Raw genomic sequence first — 18597 nt, forward strand, 5'->3', positions numbered from 1 at the left:
GCGTCAGCCGCGTACGTAGGTAATCCACGCCAGCCACAGCTTGCGTATAGGCGTGAGCGAAATGCGCTGGTTCAGTACGTGGAAACCATCGCGTTCCACTTCATTCAGTACGGCACGATAGATGGCTGCCATGATCAGGCCAGGACGTTGTGCACGACGATCTTCTTTCGGCAACAAGGCAAAAGCTTCGTCATACAATTTTTGTGCACGCGCTGCCTGGAACTGCATCAGCTTTTCAAAGTTGTCGCTATGACGTGCATTTAGGATATCGGCTGCAGTGACGTTGAATTGCTGCAGCTCATTCACCGGCAGATAGATGCGACCTTTACGGGCGTCTTCGCCGACATCGCGAATGATATTCGTGAGCTGGAAAGCGAGTCCCAGTTTTTCTGCGTATTGCAAAGTCTGCGGGCTGCTGGCACCGAAGATTTTGGCAGACAGGATGCCTACCACGCTGGCGACATGCCAGCAGTACTTTTGCAAACCAATAAAGTCGAGATAACGGTTCTGGTCGAGATCCATCTCCATGCCATCGATGATGGCCATCAGGTGTTCACTCTCGAGTGCGTAAATCGCCATATGCGGTTGCAGGGCTTTGGTCACCGGATGCGTTGGTTCGCCGGACATCATCGCGCCGATTTCCTTGCGCCACCACACCAGTTTGGTACGGGCGATCGTGATATCGGTACATTCATCGACGGTGTCATCGACTTCACGGCAAAAGGCGTAGAGCGCAGTAATCGCACGGCGACGATCCGGTGTCAGGAACAGGAAGCTGTAGTAAAAGCTGGAGCCGCTTTGTGCGGCTTTTTGTTGGCAGTATTCGTCGGGGGACATAAAAGTAAGGCGCTGGACGCTGAATTAAGCCGCTATGCTAGCCGACTAAGGCTGTAGGAACAAATAATGTCTGCGTATCTTTATCGATACGCATGAATCTGTCGTATCAAAATACCTTCTGCGGTTCTTGTTGCAGATTACGCTTGACTACTTATTTCGCTTTCATACGGATTGCGCGCAGCAGTAGTAGCAGCCAGTCGCTTTTGCCGAGCTTGGGTCGGTGCCGGAACATATCGTAGCCGGAAGCTTCTATGCACTCGAGTATGCGCAAGCCGCCTTGTACCACCAGGCGCAGCTCCCAGCCTATGCGACCGGGCAGGCGTAGCGCCAGCGGTGCACCGGCCAGTAGCATCGCGCGTGCGCGCTCCACTTCAAACTTCATTAATTCACGCCAGGCAGTATCGACTTCCTGACGGGCGATCTGCTGTTCCGCAATATTGAAAGTCTGCAAATCGGCCAGCGGCAGATAGATGCGTTCTTTTTGCCAGTCTATCGCCACGTCTTGCCAAAAATTAATCAGTTGTAGTGCTGAACAGATGTCATCGGAGGCGCGCAGATTGTCAGCATTGGCTGCGCCATATAAATGCAGCATCAGCGTGCCTACCGGGTTGGCCGAGCGTCTGCAATAGTCGAGCAGGTCGGTGAAGCTGGTGTAGCGCTTGGTGACGATATCCTGTTTGAAGGCGGACAAGAGGTCGCGGAAGGGTTGCAGCGGTAACTGGTACGAGCTGATAACAACTGCCAACTTCTGGAATAGCGCGCTGTCCGGGTGTTCGCCTGCTGCAATCTGATCCAGTCCGTGCTCATACTCTGCCAGTGCCGCCAGCCGTTCCTCATCGCTGGCATCACCTTCATCGGCCAGGTCATCGGCACTGCGCGCAAACGCATAGATGACTTCCACCGCAGGACGCAGTCGCGCAGGCAGGAGGACGGATGCTACCGGGAAATTTTCGTAATGATCGACAGGCATGAAGGCTAAGGGTGAGGGTGGGGTAATCGTACAGCGCCGCTACCGGTTGATAATCACTGTTTCCTGCGCGAATATCGGACACAGCACGCATAGTAATTGAAAATCTGGCAAAGACCGCCAAATTGACCGTCGTATCGCTTCGACTTCAGTAGCGCAAACAGCGGAAAATTCCGCTAGTGGCGGGGTGTTTATAGGGCGCAAGTAGGCAAAGTGTCAAAAATCAGCGCAGCTTGTGCAAAATCCAGTAAAATCCCGGGTTGAAGTTGAACAGCCGATACAAAAGGCAGTGCAGGGCGACCCTATATTCACTTCGTGGTCGCCCTTTGCTTTTGCGCTTTTGTATTCGCTAGCGCACTCATTCCCGCGAGGATGGCGAAATTGGTAGACGCACCAGGTTTAGGTCCTGACGCCAGCAATGGTGTGGGGGTTCGAGTCCCCCTCCTCGCACCACAGAATTTTTTATTTTTTGGACGATTCACATGGCAACTGCAGTCGAAACTCTGGACAAACTTGAGCGCCGTATCACGATTACGGTGCCACTCGCCGATGTACAAGCGGAAGTTGAAAAACGCCTGAAAGTCCGTGCTCGTACGGTGAAGGCGCCTGGCTTCCGCACTGGTAAAGTGCCGATGAAAATGGTCGCACAACAATACGGCTATCAAGTCGAAAACGAAGTGCTGAACGACAAAGTCGGTCGCGCATTCAACGACGCCGCTACAGAAAACAACCTGCGCGTTGCCGGTTTCCCGAAAATCGAACCTAAGACTGATGACGCTGCTGCTGAAGGCACCATCGTTTTCAACGCAACGTTTGAAGTTTACCCAGAAGTTAAACTGGGTGACCTGTCGGCCGCCGAAGTTGAAAAAACCACGGTAGACGTCAGCGATGCAGAAATCGATAAAACCATCGACATCCTGCGCAAACAACGTGTGCACTACCACGTCAAAGGCGAGCAAAGCGCGCACGGCGACGGTGGTTCGGACCTGACAGCTAAAAACGGCGATCGCGTCACCATCGACTTCGTCGGTACTATTGACGGCGTTGAATTCCAGGGCGGCAAAGCGGAAGATTACGCTTTCGTACTGGGCGAAGGCCGCATGCTGGCTGAATTCGAAGCCGGTACCATCGGCTTGAAAGTGGGCGAGTCCAAAACTTTCCCATTGGCTTTCCCTGCTGATTACCACGGTAAAGACGTAGCAGGCAAAACCGCTGAATTCACCATCACCCTGAAGCAAATCGAATGGGCGCACCTGCCGGAAGTCGATGCTGAATTTGCAAAATCGCTGGGTATCCCTGACGGCGACCTGCAAAAAATGCGTGAAGACATCAAAGTCAACCTGCAACGTGAAGTCAGCAGCCGCATCAAGGCACGCACCAAAGACAGCGTGATGGATGCACTGATCAAAATCAGCGAACTCGACGTGCCTAAAGCACTGATCGACCAGGACGTAGAGCGTCTGATGGAAATGACCCGTCAGGACATGACCCAGCGCGGCATGAAAGTCAGCGATTTGCCTTTCCCGCCGGAACTGTTCACAGAGCAAGCTGAACGTCGCGTACGCCTCGGCCTGATCCTGGCTGAAGTTGTCAAAGCCAACGATCTGCAAGCCAAACCAGAACAAGTTAAAGCGCAAGTTGAAGAGTTCGCACAGAGCTACGAAGACCCGCAACAAGTTCTGAAGTATTATTTCAGCGACCGTAGCCGTTTGGCGGAAGTTGAAGCCCTTGTATTGGAAGAAAACGTCGTCAATTACGTGTTAGGCAAAGCCAAAGTAACCGAGAAACCGGTTGCGTTCGATGAATTGATGAGCAATAACGCACAAGCGTAATAACTTGTGCGCTCTCCATAAGGAAAGCAGATGATCACCACAAGCATGACTCGTACTTCCGCTCTCGATACCGATATGCTCGGTATGGTCCCGATGGTGATTGAGCAGAGTGGTCGCGGTGAGCGCGCGTACGATATTTATTCGCGCTTGCTGAAAGAGCGCATTATTTTTCTGGTTGGCCCGGTCAATGACCAGATGGCCAACCTGATCGTTGCGCAATTGCTGTTCCTGGAAAGCGAAAACCCGGACAAGGATATCTCCCTCTACATTAACTCGCCTGGCGGTTCGGTTTCGGCCGGTATGGCGATTTATGACACCATGCAGTTCATTAAGCCGAACGTTTCGACTTTGTGTACTGGCCTGGCGGCGTCGATGGGTGCGTTCCTGCTGGCAGCGGGTGAGAAGGGCAAACGTTTTTCCCTGCCTAACTCCCGCATCATGATCCACCAGCCATTGGGTGGTGCTCAGGGCCAGGCTTCGGATATCGAAATTCAGGCACGCGAGATTCTGTATCTGCGCGAAAGACTGAATGCCATTCTTGCTGAAAGAACCGGTAAATCTGTCGAAGAAATCGCTAAAGATACTGATCGTGATAACTTTATGTCAGCAGATGCTGCAGTGACATACGGCATGATCGATAAAGTTTTGGCAACGCGCGCTTAAGCTAGTTCGTATGTAATATTTGACGCCCGGGCGCAACAACGTTCGGGCGTTTTGCTTTATAGGCTCCGTGTGAGCCAGCCGTTTTTTTGAACGGCGTGACGAATTTGTAATTCGCAGGTAATATCAATCCATAGCTAACCATAGATAACGCGCACCATGTCAGAGAAAAAATCCTCAAGCGGCGAAAAACTGCTCTATTGCTCGTTCTGCGGCAAGAGCCAACACGAGGTAAAAAAGCTCATCGCTGGACCATCCGTCTTTATCTGCGATGAGTGTATAGACCTGTGCAATGACATCATTCGCGACGAAGCATCAAGCGTGGAAACCGTAGCCGGTCCACGTACTGATCTGCCTACGCCGCAGGAATTGTGCGAGTTGCTGGATCAATATGTGATCGGACAAAATCCTGCCAAGCGTATTTTGTCGGTTGCGGTCTACAACCACTACAAACGCCTCAAGCATCTCGGCAAGAAAGACGACGTCGAGCTGGCCAAGAGCAATATCCTGCTGGTCGGTCCTACCGGTTCCGGCAAGACTTTGCTGGCACAGACCCTGGCACGTACGCTGGACGTACCGTTTGTGATCGCTGATGCAACCACGCTGACCGAGGCCGGTTACGTTGGTGAAGATGTCGAAAACATCATCCAGAAGCTTTTGCAAAACTGTAACTACGAAGTCGAGCGCGCGCAAAAAGGTATTGTTTACATTGATGAAATCGATAAGATTTCACGCAAGTCGGACAATCCATCGATTACCCGCGACGTATCGGGTGAGGGCGTGCAACAGGCTTTGCTGAAACTGATCGAAGGTACGATGGCATCGGTGCCGCCACAAGGTGGCCGCAAGCATCCGAACCAGGACTTCGTGCAAATCGATACCACCAACATCATGTTCATTTGCGGTGGTGCGTTTGATGGCCTGGCCAAGATCATTTCCGAGCGTTCGGAGAAGAGCGGTATCGGTTTCTCCGCCAGCGTGAAGAGCCGCGAAGAACGTACTGCAAGCCAGGTCATGATGGATACCGAACCTGAAGATTTGATCAAGTTCGGCCTGATTCCTGAGCTGGTTGGTCGTTTGCCGGTAGTGGCTACCCTGCGTGAACTGGATGAAGAAGCGCTGATCCAGATCTTGCTCGAGCCTAAGAATGCGCTGATCAAGCAATATTCGAAACTCTTGCAAATGGAAGGCGCGGAACTGGAAATTCGTCCGGCTGCCTTGCAGGCGATTGCGAAGAAGGCGATTGCGCGCAAAACCGGTGCACGTGGTTTGCGCTCGATTCTGGAGCACGCATTGCTGGACGTCATGTTCGAATTGCCGAATGAGCAAAACGTTGAAAAGGTTGTCATCGATGAAGGCACCATTAACCATGGCGCCAAACCATTGCTGATCTATCACGAGCAACCTAAAGTTTCCGGCGCGAAATAATAAGGATGCCGCTGGAAAACAGTAAAGTTTTGTAAAAATAGGCAGAAATTATCAAAAACGGGCTTTTTTAGCCCGTTTTTCATTTAAAACACAGTACAATTAAAACCAGCAGGGATCATTCAGGCTTCCATAGTAGAGCCACTTCGAAGACAACTTCGCGGGTGGCTTTTTTATTTTTCTGGATGATTTTTGTTGCTGTCCGGGCTTGTGTTTTGGCCGTTAGCGCCAACATCATTAACACGTTTATAGATAAGGCTCGCCATGACGACTACTATTTCCACTGAACAAACCCAACTGCCGCTGTTACCGTTGCGTGATGTTGTTGTCTTCCCGCATATGGTGATCCCTCTGTTCGTCGGTCGTCCTAAATCAATCAAAGCCCTCGAAGCTGCGATGGAGCAAGGCAAGAGCATCATGCTTGCCGCGCAAAAGGCCGCCGCCAAAGACGAACCATCAGCCGACGATATCTACGAAATCGGCTGCGTCGCGAACATCCTGCAAATGTTGAAGCTGCCTGACGGTACGGTCAAAGTACTGGTCGAAGGCGCACAACGTGCACGTATCCATCACATCAGTGAGCTGGATACGCATTTCGTCGCGGATCTGACGCCGATTGAATCCGAAGCGGGCGATGAGTCCGAAGTGGAAGCAATGCGCCGCGCGATCGTGCAACAGTTCGATCAATACGTAAAACTGAACAAAAAAATCCCGCCAGAGATCCTGACTTCGCTGGCAGGTATAGATGATGCCGGCCGCCTGGCTGACACCATCGCTGCGCACTTGCCGCTCAAACTTGAGCAGAAGCAAGTCATCCTCGAAATCTTCAACGTAGCGAAACGCTATGAGCATCTGCTCGGCCAGCTCGAAGGCGAACTCGACATCCTGCAAGTCGAGAAGCGTATCCGTGGTCGCGTCAAACGCCAGATGGAGAAGTCGCAACGCGAATACTATTTGAACGAGCAGGTCAAAGCGATTCAAAAAGAATTGGGCGAAGGTGAAGAGGGCGCAGATCTCGAAGATCTCGAGAAGAAAATTATTGCTGCCAAGATGCCTAAGGAAGCATTGGCCAAGGCTCAGAATGAGTTGAAGAAACTCAAGCTGATGTCGCCGATGTCGGCTGAAGCAACGGTCGTGCGTAACTACATCGACACCTTGCTCGGCTTGCCTTGGAAGAAAAAATCGAAAGTGAACAACGATTTGTCCAATGCTGAAAAAGTATTGGAAGACGATCACTACGGTCTTGAGAAGGTCAAGGAACGCATCCTGGAATATCTTGCCGTGCAACAGCGCGTCGACAAACTGAAAGCACCTATCCTGTGCTTCGTCGGTCCTCCAGGTGTGGGTAAAACCTCGCTCGGTCAATCGATCGCACGCGCCACGAACCGCAAGTTCGTGCGTATGGCTTTGGGTGGCGTACGCGATGAAGCAGAGATCCGCGGTCATCGTCGTACCTACATCGGCTCCATGCCTGGCAAAATTTTGCAAAGCCTGGCCAAAACCGGTGTGCGCAATCCATTGTTCCTGCTCGATGAGATCGACAAACTCGGCATGGACTTCCGTGGCGATCCGTCGTCGGCTTTGCTTGAGGTGCTGGATCCAGAGCAAAACCACACTTTCTCGGATCACTATGTCGAAGTCGATTTCGATTTGTCCGACGTGATGTTTGTTGCGACTTCAAACTCGTACAACATTCCGCCTGCCTTGCTCGATCGTATGGAAGTGATACGTCTGTCGGGTTACACCGAAGATGAAAAAACCAGCATCGCGCAACGTTATCTCTTGCCGAAGCAGATCAAGAACAATGGTCTGAAGGAAGATGAGATCAGCGTCGCTGAATCGGCGATCCGCGACATCATTCGTTACTACACACGTGAAGCGGGTGTGCGTTCGCTGGAACGTGAAATTTCGAAGATCTGCCGCAAGGTCGTGAAAATGTTGCTGCTGAAAAAGCAGGACAGAAAAGTCACGGTCTCGACCAAGAACCTCGACAAATTCCTGGGCGTGCGTCAATTCGATTTCGGTGTCGCCGAAAAAGAAAACCAGGTTGGTCAGGTGGTCGGTTTGGCGTGGACCGAAGTCGGTGGCGATTTGCTCACCATCGAATCGGTTGCAGTGCCAGGCAAGGGCGGGATCATCCGTACCGGTACGCTGGGCGATGTGATGAAGGAATCGATCGAAGCAGCGCGCACGGTAGTGCGTAGCCGCGCGAAGAAACTCGGTATCAAAGCCGACGTCTTCGAGAAGAGCGATATCCATATTCACGTTCCTGAAGGTGCGACACCTAAGGATGGTCCATCGGCTGGTGTAGCGATGACGCTGGCCATGGTCTCGGTGTTCACAGGTATTCCTGTGCGTGCTGATGTGGCGATGACTGGTGAGATTACTTTGCGTGGTGAGGTATTGCCTATCGGTGGCTTGAAAGAGAAACTGCTGGCAGCACATCGCGGTGGTATCAAAACCGTTTTGATACCAGAACAAAACGTGAAGGATCTGGCTGAGATTCCGGACAATGTGAAGAACAAGCTTGAAATCGTACCAGTACGCTGGATCGATAAAGTGCTTGAGATCGCATTGGAACGCGCACCAGTACCATTGACCGATGAAGAGGTCGCAGTGGTTGATACCGCCGTTGCGAAACCTGCTGAGTCGAACGATCCGACTGTCGTCAAGCATTGATGATTTGATGCACTTGCAGATGTAACGCAGAAGTAATTTTGTGTTTTAAAAAAGCGCTCTTCGGAGCGCTTTTTTTTCGCGCTCTCATCAAAAAAAAATATTCTTAGAAGCGCAGAGGATGAATCCTAAACATAAAAAATGTTAATTTTCAGAGGAGAAAAGCTTGCAAAGCGCTTGACACAAGGCTTTGCGGCTTGTTTAATACTTGCTGCAGATTTTTTCTGCGTCCGCATCATCGTTTTAGCAATACTGCGTAAAGCACGAGATGCGGCATTCAACCTTTGTGAGGGGACGTAAGTGAATAAAACTGAATTGATTGACCACATTGCTGGTTCCGCCGATATTTCCAAAGCAGCCGCAGCACGCGCGCTTGATTCAGTGATCGGTGCAGTCAAAACCACATTGAAGAAAAATGGTTCCGTGACCTTGGTTGGTTTCGGTACATTTTCCGTAGGCAAACGTGCAGCCCGCACAGGCAGAAATCCACGTACTGGTGAAGCGATCAAAATCAAAGCAGCTAAAGTGCCTAAATTTAAACCAGGCAAAGCATTGAAAGACGCAGTTAACTAGTAGCAAATTGGTTCAACATGCTGTAAAATATTTTCTTTTGCGGCGTGGTGACAACGCTGTATGTTTGGCTGGTTAAGCAGAATTAGGGTGCTTAGCTCAGTTGGTAGAGCGGCGCCCTTACAAGGCGTAGGTCGGCGGTTCGACCCCGTCAGCACCCACCATCAGTCAAACTCGCAAATAATCATCAAGTAGTTTAGGAGTGGTAGTTCAGCTGGTTAGAATACCGGCCTGTCACGCCGGGGGTCGCGGGTTCGAGTCCCGTCCACTCCGCCAAAAAATAAAAGGCGAACGAGAGTTCGCCTTTTTTCATATATGCGACATATTGATCGCGTTTTGCCTGTGATTGGTTAGCCATGTTTGATTTTATCCGCACACACCAACGTCTGATGCAGTTCCTGCTGCTGCTGGTCATCTTCCCGTCGTTCGCCTTGTTCGGTCTGGAGAGCTACACCAGCATGGGCGATTCATCGACCACCGTGGCCAAGGTAGATGGCCAGGCGATTACGCAACCGGAATGGGATGCGGCACAGCGCGAACAGATGGAACGCTTCCGTCAAATGTTCGGCGGCCAGTTCGATCCGAAAATGTTTGATACACCGCAAGCCAAGCAAGACGTGCTGGATGGCCTGATCGCTGAGCGCGTACTGGCAGCCGAAGCAAAACGCAATAAACTGTCGGTCTCTGACCAGACTCTGCAACAAACCATCATGGGCATCGCTGGCTTGACCACTGCTGATGGCAAGTTTGATGTGGAGCGTTATAAATCCCTGTTGGCAGCGCAAGGCATGACGCCTGCGATGTATGAAGCCAGCCTGCGTCAGGACCTGATCGTGCAGCAAGTGAATGCCGCGATCCAGTCGACCGCATTTGCTCCTGATTCGCTGGCCAAGCGTTTGTCCGAACTGGGCGAGCAGGAACGCGAAGTGCAATACCTGACTTTCAAGGCTGCGGATTACGCGTCGCAAGTCAAGGTAACGGATGACATGCTCAAGGCTTACTACGACAAGAGCAATGAATTCTCGGTGCCGGAACAGGTAAAAGCGGAATATGTCGTCCTGACCGCTGATGCGCTGGCCGCACAAATCAATGTCAGCGATGCTGATGTCAAATCCTATTACGAGCAAAATGCCAAGCAATATGGCGTCGAAGAGCAACGTCGTGCCAGCCACATCCTGATCGCTGCAAACAAGGATGCGCCAGCTGCAGAAAAAGCTGCAGCCAAGGCCAAGGCTGAAAAGCTGCTGGAAACCTTGCGTAAATCGCCGCAGGACTTTGCCAAGCTGGCGAAAGAAAATTCGAATGACCCGGGTTCAGCAGAACGTGGTGGTGATCTGGATTTCTTCAGCAAAGGCATGATGGTCAAACCTTTCGAAGATGCTGCATTCAAACTGAAGCAGGGTGAATTGAGTGATCTGGTTGAGTCGGACTACGGCTTCCACATCATCAAAGTAACTGCGATCAAACCAGCGACACAGAAGCCATTGGAACAAGTCAAAGGTGAGATCGCGAATGACATCCGTAAGCAACTGGTAACCAAGAAGTATGCGGAAACAGCAGACGTCTTCAGCAACACGGTTTACGAGCAATCGGACAGCCTGAAGTCGGTTGCTGACAAGCTGAAACTGAAAATTGAAACAGTCAACAATCTGTCGCGTCAGCCTAATCCGGCGGTGGCAGCGACGGCTCCTTACAATAGCCCTAAATTCCTGAGTGCCTTGTTCTCGGATGACTCGTTGAAAAACAAACGTAATACGGAAGCAGTAGAAGTTGCGCCGAATACGCTGATCGCAGGTCGTGTCGTCGATTACAAACCAGCGAGCAAACGTCCTTACGAAGAAGTCAAAGCGCAAGTACGTGATCGCGTGGTACAGGTAGAAGCGCTGGCGCTGGCGAAAAAAGCGGGTGAAGAAAAACTGGCCGCATTGAAAGCCAAAGACGATGCAACTGGTTTCTCGGCAACCCAAACCGTTTCGCGTGCGAAGAGCCAGGGCGTGAATCCAGCTTTGTTCCTCGCAGTAATGAAAGCGGATACCAGCAAGCTGCCATCGTATGTTGGGGTTGAAGTGCCGGGTCAGGGTTACGGTGTATTGCGCGTGATACGCGTGGTGCAGCCAGCCAATGTGGACCAAGCCAAGCGCCAGGCTGAGCAACAGCAAATTACTGCTGCTTTGGCACAGGAAGAAATGCAGGCTTATCTGGATGTCCTGAAAGAAAAAGCCAAGGTCAAGATCCTGAAACCAGCGACCGCCAAGGCTGACGGTGCTGAGTAAAAGTCAGATGAATTTACCGGTTTAAAAAAAGCGCTCCTCGGAGCGCTTTTTTATTTGCCTGGCTAGATCTGTGTAAGCCGTATCACATCCGCTGCCGCAACCTGAAATGCCGACTCGGACAAATCAGTCAAACGAATGATTGCGGCGTCTTTGATCCGACTGAAATTGCGCTCTATCGAACGGCTATAAGCCGGATCGTAGTGGTCTCCCAGTAATTCACCCACCAGCACGTCCATTTCTCCGTTGGCCGCCAGCTGGTGCCAGCGTGCGATCTTTTCCCGCCCATGTAGCTGCAGCAGGCAACTAAGCTGTTTGTTCAATAGCCCAGGGTCATTCAGGAAGTGCTGGTAATCCTGCATCAAGAGTTGGATACGCTTGTCGTGTGGTAATTCCAACGAGAAACACGCTGCTTGGCGCATATGCGTCATCAATGCGTCGGGTACGCGCAAGTCACCGATTTTTTTGCTTTCTGATTCTATGTAGATGACTTTTTGCGCATCGAACTGACGCAGCGTTTGCCAGATGTCAGTTTCAAATTTCTTTTGTGAGGGTTGTTGTTCTGTCGGCAGGTTGCCGAGCACCGAGCCTCTGTGCGCAGCCAGTCTTTCCAGGTCGAGTACTTGCTCTCCTGCATTTGCCAGGGTCTGCAACAGGCGGCTTTTACCGCTGCCGGTCGGTCCGCATATGACATTGAACTGGAAGCGCAATGGTAGTTCGGCCAGCTCTGCATTCACATGCCGACGGTATTCCTTGTAGCCACCGTCCAGTTGTACGGCGGGCCAGCCTACGCGTGCCAGTATCAATGCCATTGCACCGCTGCGGTTGCCACCGCGCCAGCAGTAGATGAGTGGCTTCCAGTCTTGCGGCTTGTCGATGAACGCAGTGTCGATATGGTGCGCAATATTGCGCGCGATGAGTGCTGCGCCCAGCTTCTTCGCTTCAAACGCACCGGTTTGTTTGTAGAGAGTGCCGACGCGATGACGTTCGTCGTCGTCCAGCACCGGGCAATTGATGGCGCCTGGTATGTGGTCAAGCGCAAACTCTGCAGGGCTGCGCGCATCGATGATGGCATCGAACTGCTCCAGCGCAGGCAGGAGATCGGCGAAGCGGAGCAGGGCGGGATACTTCTTCATATTTACTTGGGCAGCAGAGGCTTGAGTTGTGGCCAGATGTTGTTGAGTATGATCGGATGCGCTACTGCTGCCGGATGGATGCGGTCAGCCTGGAACAGGCTGGGGTCAGTTTGGTCGGCAACCCCTTTCAACATGAACGGAACAAGTGCTGATTTGGTTTCCTTGGCAATCTTGGGAAACAGATCGGCGAATTGACGCGTGTAATCGGTGCCATAGTTGGGCGGGATTTGCATGCCTATCAGTAAGACTTTGGCTTTAGCCTTTTTTGCCGCTGCAACCATGCCGCGTAAATTCTGTTGGGTAGCGGTCAGTGACAAGCCACGCAAGGCATCATTCGCGCCCAGCTCTATCACCACGACTGCTGGCTGGTGCTTGTCCAGCAGTGCTTGCAGGCGTGCTGCGCCGCCACTAGTGGTTTCACCACTGATGCTGGCATTGACAATAGGTACGCTGATTTTTTCTGCTTCCAGCTTCTTCTGTAACAGGTTGACCCAGCCTTCGCCACGCGCCAGACCATATTCCGCCGACAGGCTGTCACCAAGCACGAGTATGGTTTTTGATGCAGAATAAGCACTCATCGTGAACGAGGCGAGCATGACCAATGCCAGTGCCCTCAGTACATTCCCTACTTGATACGAAAACTTGAAATTAATCGGCATGCCTGAATCCTCTACTTTGTATCCTGCAATTGAAGCTATCAATCTGACTAAACGTGTGGCAGATGCGACCGGTGAGCTGACCATCCTGCAATCGGTTGATTTTACCGTGCAAGCAGGCGACACGCTTGCCATCATAGGTGCGTCGGGTTCCGGCAAGTCTACCTTGCTCGGTTTGCTGGCGGGTCTGGATACACCGTCGGAAGGTACGGTCAAGCTGGATGGCACCGATATCTTTGCGCTGGATGAAGACGGACGGGCCGGTTTGCGCAAGTCTCGACTGGGCTTTGTGTTCCAATCATTTCAATTGCTCGGGCATTTGAATGCGCTGGAAAATGTCATGTTGCCACTGGAGTTGCGCGGTGATGCCAAGGCGAAAGAAAAAGCCGAAGCGATGCTGGCACGGGTCGGCTTGAGTACGCGTCTGAAGCACTATCCCAAGTATTTGTCAGGCGGCGAGCAGCAGCGGGTAGCACTGGCACGCGCTTTCGTCAGTGAACCGCCATTGTTATTTGCCGATGAGCCGACCGGTAGCCTGGATGCGGCAACGGGTGCCGCAGTGATACAACTCATGTTTGAATTGAATCGTGAACGTGGTTCCACGCTGGTGCTGGTGACGCATGATTCTTCTATCGCTGCCCTGTGCAAACGCACGATCACGATTTCGGCTGGTCGCCTGGTTCAGGCTTAGAAAGTTCAGCCGCTAACCAATTGGTTTAGTACCGAGCGGATTTCCGGTATCAGTTCACCTGCCGTCAGACCTATCGGGCCGATACCGCGTTTGACCAATTCATCCGCCGCCAGGCCGTGCAAATAAACGGCGGCCAGGGCGGCCTCCCACTCCGGGCAACCTTGCGCCAGCAAGGCGCCGGACAATCCCGCCAACACATCGCCGGAACCCGCAGTCGCCAATGCCGGGTTGCCGGTGGTATTCAGTACCACGGTGCCGTCCGGTGCCGCGATCACGGTACCCGAACCTTTTAAGATTGTCGTTGCCCGGAAGGTGCCTGCCAGTGCGCGCGCCGCAGCGATCCGGTTGCCCTGGATTTGTTGTGTGGTCGTTGCCAGCAAGCGCGCCGCTTCCAGCGGGTGCGGCGTGATGATGGTGGCGGCGCTGCGTGCCAATAATTTTTCCTGCAACGCGGGTTCATGGCCGATCAGGTTGAGTGCATCGGCGTCTATGACCAGCGGGGTATTCGCAATAATGGCTTTGCCCAGGATGTCGCGCGCCAGCCGTGAAGTACCGAGGCCGGGACCGGCAACGGTAGTCGTGGTGCTGTAATCGATATTGCTGGCCAGGCGGCTCATTAGTTCCGCCTGCATGCTGTCGTACAGCAGTGAATCGGCAAGACATGCGATGAAGACGCGTCCCGCACCGCATTTGGCAGCAGCGCGTGCAGCGAGGACGGCCGCGCCTACCATGCCATGCGCACCACCGAGTACGCTGACATCGCCGTAGCTGCCTTTATGCGTGTTGTGGCGACGTGGCCGCAGGCATTTGGCGAATAGCGCAGGGTGATTCAAATGCATGGATGCAGGAGGGAAGCGTTCGGCGGCTATGTCGAGTGTCGCTACCGTAACAGCTCCGGCAAAGTCACGGCCTTCGCAGGTATGCAATCCTGCTTTATCGGCGATGAAGGTAATCGTGTGCGTCGCCTGTATCGCGATGCCTGCGTCGTCACCGACGATGGCACCCGTGTCGGCATTTAATCCGCTCGGTACGTCGAGCGCCAGTATCGGGCAGCCCAGTTGATTGATGGTGGCGATCAGCTCATGCAACGAACCGTCGATGGCACGGCTCAGGCCGATGCCAAACAAGCCGTCGATGACCATCGCCCAGTCGGTGCTGCTGATTGCTGGGTCATCGCTGGCGATGAAAGTCGCTTTGCTGGCTTTTGCTCTTTGCAGCGCTTGTTGTGCGTCAGCAGGCAGAGTATCGGTAGGGAAGGGTAGCGTGATGAATACTTTGAGTCCGGCATTCATTAACTGGCTGGCCGCTTCCAGTGCATCGCCGCCATTGTTGCCCGGACCTGCCAGGACCAGTACGCGTCTTTCCTTTTCAGTGCTTTGCAGCAGTTCATAGGCGAGCTCACCGGCAGCGGTACCGGCGCGTTGCATCAGTGCATAGGATGGGGAGTTGGCCAGTGCTGCCTGTTCGACCTGGCGTATTTCGTTAACGGTGTAGAGCGCGTGGGTATCGGTCATATCGGCGACTTAATCAAATGAATGCGGGCACAGCGTGCTGATGCATTTGATTTTAGTCCAATTAGACCGGTACTAAAGCGCAGAGGTATCAGGAATAACGCGTAGGGGTCAAACCATCGAGGTCGATATCTGGCGTGCGACCGGAAATGACATCGGCTACTACCTTGCCTGAACCCGCTGCCATCGCCCAGCCCGTGCTGCCATGACCGATGTTGATGTAGACATTCCGTACCCGGCACGCGCCCAGCAATGGCGGGCCATCCGGCAAGGCCAGGCTGCTGCCGGACCAGAATGCGGCTGTGTTGTAGTTGCATGCATCAGGGAACCAGTCATAGCCAACCTTGAGCAGTGTGTTCAAGGCTTTCTGACGCAATTCAGGTGTATGCGATCCGAGCTCTGCCGTGCCAGCTACGCGTATGCGTTTGCCCATGCGTGTGATGGCAACCTTGTAGGCTTCATCCACGACTGCGGCAACTGGTGCTGATTCGAAGTTGCGGATGGTGGCAGTGGCGCAGTAGCTTTTCACCGCACGCAGCGGTAAATGCAGCCCCAATGGTGTCAGCAGCTTGGCGCTGTCTGCGCCGCCAGCAACGACTACGCATTCGGCGGAGAAGCTGTGATCGTCGATTTGCAGGTGTACTCCGCGCTTCGACTCTTCAATCGATTTGACTTCACTACCAAAAAGGAACTCTACGCCCATCGCTTGTGCTTGCGCGCGGATCTGACGTGTGAATAAAGGGCAGTTGCCCGCTTCATCTTCAGGGAAGTAGAGGGCGCCAGCCAGTGGTGTATTCGGATTCAGTGCGCAGTCGATGGTGTGCGCCTGGCCAGCATCCAGTTTTTTATGCGGGATATTGTGTTCGCTGAGGTAATCGAAAGCGGTTTGCGCCAGCTGCAGGTCACGTTCGGTGCGGAACAGTTGCAGGTAACCCGGTGTTTGTTCGTAATCCAGCTGGTGGCGTTCGCGCAGCATTTGCATGATGTCACGGCTGTAAAACGCGATGCGTTGCATGCGTTCGCGATTGATGCGGTAGCGTTCTACGTCCGCTTCCTTCATCCAGCGCCGCATCCAGCCCAGCATCGAAGGTCGCCACGGCTGGTTCAGCATGAGCGGTGCTTCGGATTTCAACAGATGGGAAAGAAAGGAACGCGGGACGCCTGGTGCGGCCCATGGTGCAATGCTGCTGGCGGCGAGGATGCCGGAGTCGCCGTAGCTGGCTTCTTCTGCCACATTGTTATGGCGTTCGATGACGACCACTTCGTGTCCTGCTTCGGCCAGAAAATAGGCGGTACTTACCCCAATGACACCTGCACCGATAACCGCTACTTGCATTACTTCTATCCTTCCCAGAATTAGCCCGTCATGTTACCAAGCGGATACATTGCTGTGCCAGCAGTAGTGGTGCAAATTTTTGAAAATTAGCAAAAAAGCGTGGCAAAGCGGCTCATATTGGGCCCGGCCAGTACGTAGTCGCGAAAAACAAGTCGTTTATTCGTCGTTTACCGATCTCCGGAAAATTGGCTTAAAGCATAAAAAAACCGCACCAACAGGTGCGGTTTTTGTCGCGGCCATGACGCGCCGCCTGGCTAGCCCTGATACGTCAGAACGGTTTGCGCCCACTGATGATGCGCAAGAGAATCAACACAACGGCTATCACCAACAGGATGTGGATGAAACCGCCGATAGTATAGGAACTGACCAAGCCAACCAGCCAAAGAATGACGAGTACTACTGCAATGGTATAGAGCATAGGGTCTCCTTGTGAATTCGAACGATAGATGCGGAGTGATTGCCGCATGTGCTTATGCACCTTCAACCATAGTGTGCGCCGGATCCGGTAATGTTGTCCGTACGTTATCGTACATAAGGGAAATTTGTTGTTTGCAGGTGTAGGCAGGACTGAAATCAACATGCTTTCTTGTTATGCATATGGGACAATCCTTGTCCCTTAAGCCATCGTCTGCTGTGAGTTTGTTGCTCACAGGATTTATTTCCGAGTATCCATATGACTGATAAAAATACAGAAACGGCCGCGCCTGAACACGCCGTTAGTCCGGTCAGGATGCCACTGGAGCCGGTGCCTTCGGCCGGAGTTCTCCATTTGCCCGTCAATGCACGCGGCGTGGCGCTGACGATTATCGCCACCGTGGCCTTTGTCTTTGCCTTGTCGGTGGCGCACGCTTTCTTCATTCCGCTGCTGTTCGGTATCTTTATCGCCTACACGCTAAATCCCTTGGTGGTATGGCTGGAGCGCATCCGTGTACCGCGTCTGCTGGGTACATCGGTCGTGATTATTGCCATCGTTTGCAGCGCTGCGCTGACAGCCAACAATCTGCGCGATGAGTTCAATTCCATCCTGGTCAGTTTGCCGACCGCCACGCAAAAACTGGCGCGCGCGGTGAAGAGTCTGCAAAGAGGTCAGGGCAGCACCATCCAGCAAATGCAGGCGGCGGCAACCGAAATTGAAAAGGCGACCAACCAGGCTGCGGGCGGACGCCCTGTGGCGAAAGGCACGGTCGAACAATCGGTCTTTAATCTCAGTCAGTGGTTATGGGCCAGCTCTATAGGTGTGGTGGGTTTCCTGGGGCAGGCCACGATGGTGATTTTCCTGGTCTTCTTTTTCCTGCAGTCGGGAGATATGTTCCGGCGCAAGCTGGTCAAGATCAGTGGGCGTACCCTGCATACACGCAAGATCACGGTACAGATACTGGACGCGATCAATACCTCGATCCAGAACTATATGTTCATGCTGCTGGTTACGAATGTCCTGTTCGGCTTGCTGATGTGGGGTGCCTTGCACTGGATAGGACTGGAAAATGCAGGGGCCTGGGCGTTGGCTGCGGGTGTCCTGCATATCATCCCTTACTTTGGCCCGCTGCTGATCATGGCGGCAACCGGTGTCACCGCCTTTATGCAATTCGGGACTTTTTCGTCTGTACTGGCAGTGAGCGGGGCGACGCTCTTTATCGCCACCGTCGTCGGCACCTTCGTCACTACCTGGATGACGGGGCGCATCGCCAAGATGAATGCGGTCGCGGTCTTTGTCTCGCTGCTGTTCTGGGCCTGGCTGTGGGGTGTATGCGGTTTGTTGCTGGGGATCCCGATTATCGTCATCATCAAGGTCATTTGCGAACATGTGGACGGTTTGCAGGTGATAGCAGAGTTGTTGGGCGAATAATTAGAACTCATTTCATCAATATCCGTGAGATGCGTTCTTACCAAATGAGGCACTGGCAAGGCGTGCGACGCGTCGCATAGTGGCCTATGCGCAAGGAGCACAACGCGGCCAGCGCCGCTTTTGGTAAGAACCCGGAGGGAACGGGCTATTTGGGCGTATTGCTGCGTTGCGCCGCTTGCCAAGG

15 protein-coding genes and 3 tRNA genes are annotated in these 18597 nt (G+C 53.0%); 11 read left to right on the top strand and 7 right to left on the bottom strand.

Going from position 1 to position 18597, the window contains the following annotated elements; all coding sequences use genetic code 11:
• Positions 1–3: 3 nt before the first annotated feature.
• Together hpnD and hpnC are read right to left on the bottom strand one after the other, a co-directional pair.
• Positions 4–837 (bottom strand): presqualene diphosphate synthase HpnD, encoded by an 834-nt coding sequence (hpnD, locus tag H7U06_RS14255; RefSeq protein ID WP_175626760.1) that lies wholly within the window; start codon positions 835–837, stop codon positions 4–6.
• 151 nt (positions 838–988) lie between these two features.
• Positions 989–1807 (bottom strand): squalene synthase HpnC, encoded by an 819-nt coding sequence (hpnC, locus tag H7U06_RS14260; protein WP_175626761.1) that lies wholly within the window; start codon positions 1805–1807, stop codon positions 989–991.
• Positions 1808–2170: 363 nt separating this feature from the next.
• Between hpnC and H7U06_RS14265 the strand changes: the two genes are divergently transcribed.
• The 9 genes from H7U06_RS14265 to H7U06_RS14305 all read left to right on the top strand — a co-directional run bounded on the left by H7U06_RS14265 (position 2171) and on the right by H7U06_RS14305 (position 11240).
• Positions 2171–2257 (top strand) — tRNA-Leu (locus H7U06_RS14265).
• Between the two features lie 29 nt (positions 2258–2286).
• Positions 2287–3636 carry a trigger factor gene (gene tig / locus H7U06_RS14270; protein ID WP_175626762.1) on the top strand — a complete coding sequence of 450 codons (1350 nt, stop codon included), beginning with the start codon at positions 2287–2289 and terminating at the stop codon, positions 3634–3636.
• Positions 3637–3666: 30 nt separating this feature from the next.
• On the top strand, positions 3667–4299 hold the full coding sequence (clpP, locus tag H7U06_RS14275) for an ATP-dependent Clp endopeptidase proteolytic subunit ClpP (protein ID WP_012079386.1): 633 nt from the start codon (positions 3667–3669) through the stop codon (positions 4297–4299).
• A gap of 156 nt (positions 4300–4455) precedes the next feature.
• The gene (clpX, locus tag H7U06_RS14280; protein WP_124572497.1) at positions 4456–5724 is read left to right on the top strand and encodes an ATP-dependent Clp protease ATP-binding subunit ClpX; all 1269 of its coding nucleotides are present in this window, start codon (positions 4456–4458) and stop codon (positions 5722–5724) included.
• A gap of 261 nt (positions 5725–5985) precedes the next feature.
• A complete protein-coding gene (lon, locus tag H7U06_RS14285) occupies positions 5986–8400 on the top strand; it encodes an endopeptidase La (RefSeq protein WP_124572496.1) in 2415 nt (804 codons plus the stop codon).
• 297 nt (positions 8401–8697) lie between these two features.
• Positions 8698–8970, top strand: coding sequence for an HU family DNA-binding protein (locus H7U06_RS14290; protein ID WP_012079389.1), 273 nt, complete (start codon positions 8698–8700; stop codon positions 8968–8970).
• Positions 8971–9055: 85 nt separating this feature from the next.
• Positions 9056–9131, top strand: a tRNA-Val gene (locus tag H7U06_RS14295).
• Between the two features lie 35 nt (positions 9132–9166).
• Positions 9167–9243, top strand: a tRNA-Asp gene (locus H7U06_RS14300).
• Positions 9244–9323: 80 nt separating this feature from the next.
• Positions 9324–11240: a SurA N-terminal domain-containing protein gene (locus tag H7U06_RS14305; protein ID WP_175626763.1), complete on the top strand. Its 1917-nt coding sequence runs from the start codon at positions 9324–9326 to the stop codon at positions 11238–11240.
• 62 nt (positions 11241–11302) lie between these two features.
• Here the strand turns inward: H7U06_RS14305 and mnmH are convergent, their stop codons facing one another.
• Both mnmH and H7U06_RS14315 read right to left on the bottom strand, forming a co-directional pair.
• On the bottom strand, positions 11303–12373 hold the full coding sequence (mnmH, locus tag H7U06_RS14310) for a tRNA 2-selenouridine(34) synthase MnmH (protein WP_175626764.1): 1071 nt from the start codon (positions 12371–12373) through the stop codon (positions 11303–11305).
• 2 nt (positions 12374–12375) lie between these two features.
• Entirely contained in the window at positions 12376–13032 is a 657-nt protein-coding gene (locus tag H7U06_RS14315; RefSeq protein ID WP_175626765.1) for an arylesterase, read from the bottom strand.
• On the opposite strand from H7U06_RS14315, the gene H7U06_RS14320 reads away from it, so the two are divergent.
• Positions 13031–13720, top strand: coding sequence for an ABC transporter ATP-binding protein (locus H7U06_RS14320; RefSeq protein ID WP_175626766.1), 690 nt, complete (start codon positions 13031–13033; stop codon positions 13718–13720). The two genes, H7U06_RS14315 and H7U06_RS14320, sit on opposite strands and share 2 nt — an antisense overlap.
• Before the next feature lie 5 nt (positions 13721–13725).
• On the opposite strand, the gene H7U06_RS14325 is transcribed toward H7U06_RS14320, so the two are convergent.
• The 3 genes from H7U06_RS14325 to H7U06_RS14335 all read right to left on the bottom strand — a co-directional run bounded on the left by H7U06_RS14325 (position 13726) and on the right by H7U06_RS14335 (position 16985).
• Positions 13726–15234: an NAD(P)H-hydrate dehydratase gene (locus H7U06_RS14325; RefSeq protein WP_175626767.1), complete on the bottom strand. Its 1509-nt coding sequence runs from the start codon at positions 15232–15234 to the stop codon at positions 13726–13728.
• 88 nt (positions 15235–15322) lie between these two features.
• Entirely contained in the window at positions 15323–16567 is a 1245-nt protein-coding gene (locus tag H7U06_RS14330) for a D-amino acid dehydrogenase (RefSeq protein ID WP_175626768.1), read from the bottom strand.
• A 268-nt stretch (positions 16568–16835) separates the two neighbouring features.
• Entirely contained in the window at positions 16836–16985 is a 150-nt protein-coding gene (locus tag H7U06_RS14335; RefSeq protein ID WP_124572489.1) for a lmo0937 family membrane protein, read from the bottom strand.
• Positions 16986–17240: 255 nt separating this feature from the next.
• Between H7U06_RS14335 and H7U06_RS14340 the strand changes: the two genes are divergently transcribed.
• Entirely contained in the window at positions 17241–18413 is a 1173-nt protein-coding gene (locus H7U06_RS14340) for an AI-2E family transporter (RefSeq protein WP_175626769.1), read from the top strand.
• Positions 18414–18597: the final 184 nt, after the last annotated feature.

The sequence above is a fragment of the Herminiimonas sp. Marseille-P9896 genome (genome assembly GCF_903993245.1).
GTDB lineage: Bacteria > Pseudomonadota > Gammaproteobacteria > Burkholderiales > Burkholderiaceae_D > Oxalicibacterium > Oxalicibacterium contaminans.

Coding starts and splice junctions, on each gene's coding strand:
- hpnD (WP_175626760.1), bottom strand. CDS start 837: ATGTCCCCCGACGAATACTGCCAACAAAAAGCCGCACAAAGCGGCTCC.
- mnmH (WP_175626764.1), bottom strand. CDS start 12,373: ATGAAGAAGTATCCCGCCCTGCTCCGCTTCGCCGATCTCCTGCCTGCG.
- lon (WP_124572496.1), top strand. CDS start 5,986: ATGACGACTACTATTTCCACTGAACAAACCCAACTGCCGCTGTTACCG.
- hpnC (WP_175626761.1), bottom strand. CDS start 1,807: ATGCCTGTCGATCATTACGAAAATTTCCCGGTAGCATCCGTCCTCCTG.
- clpP (WP_012079386.1), top strand. CDS start 3,667: ATGATCACCACAAGCATGACTCGTACTTCCGCTCTCGATACCGATATG.
- tig (WP_175626762.1), top strand. CDS start 2,287: ATGGCAACTGCAGTCGAAACTCTGGACAAACTTGAGCGCCGTATCACG.
- H7U06_RS14320 (WP_175626766.1), top strand. CDS start 13,031: ATGCCTGAATCCTCTACTTTGTATCCTGCAATTGAAGCTATCAATCTG.
- H7U06_RS14305 (WP_175626763.1), top strand. CDS start 9,324: ATGTTTGATTTTATCCGCACACACCAACGTCTGATGCAGTTCCTGCTG.
- H7U06_RS14330 (WP_175626768.1), bottom strand. CDS start 16,567: ATGCAAGTAGCGGTTATCGGTGCAGGTGTCATTGGGGTAAGTACCGCC.
- H7U06_RS14315 (WP_175626765.1), bottom strand. CDS start 13,032: ATGCCGATTAATTTCAAGTTTTCGTATCAAGTAGGGAATGTACTGAGG.
- H7U06_RS14340 (WP_175626769.1), top strand. CDS start 17,241: ATGACTGATAAAAATACAGAAACGGCCGCGCCTGAACACGCCGTTAGT.
- H7U06_RS14335 (WP_124572489.1), bottom strand. CDS start 16,985: ATGCTCTATACCATTGCAGTAGTACTCGTCATTCTTTGGCTGGTTGGC.
- H7U06_RS14325 (WP_175626767.1), bottom strand. CDS start 15,234: ATGACCGATACCCACGCGCTCTACACCGTTAACGAAATACGCCAGGTC.
- clpX (WP_124572497.1), top strand. CDS start 4,456: ATGTCAGAGAAAAAATCCTCAAGCGGCGAAAAACTGCTCTATTGCTCG.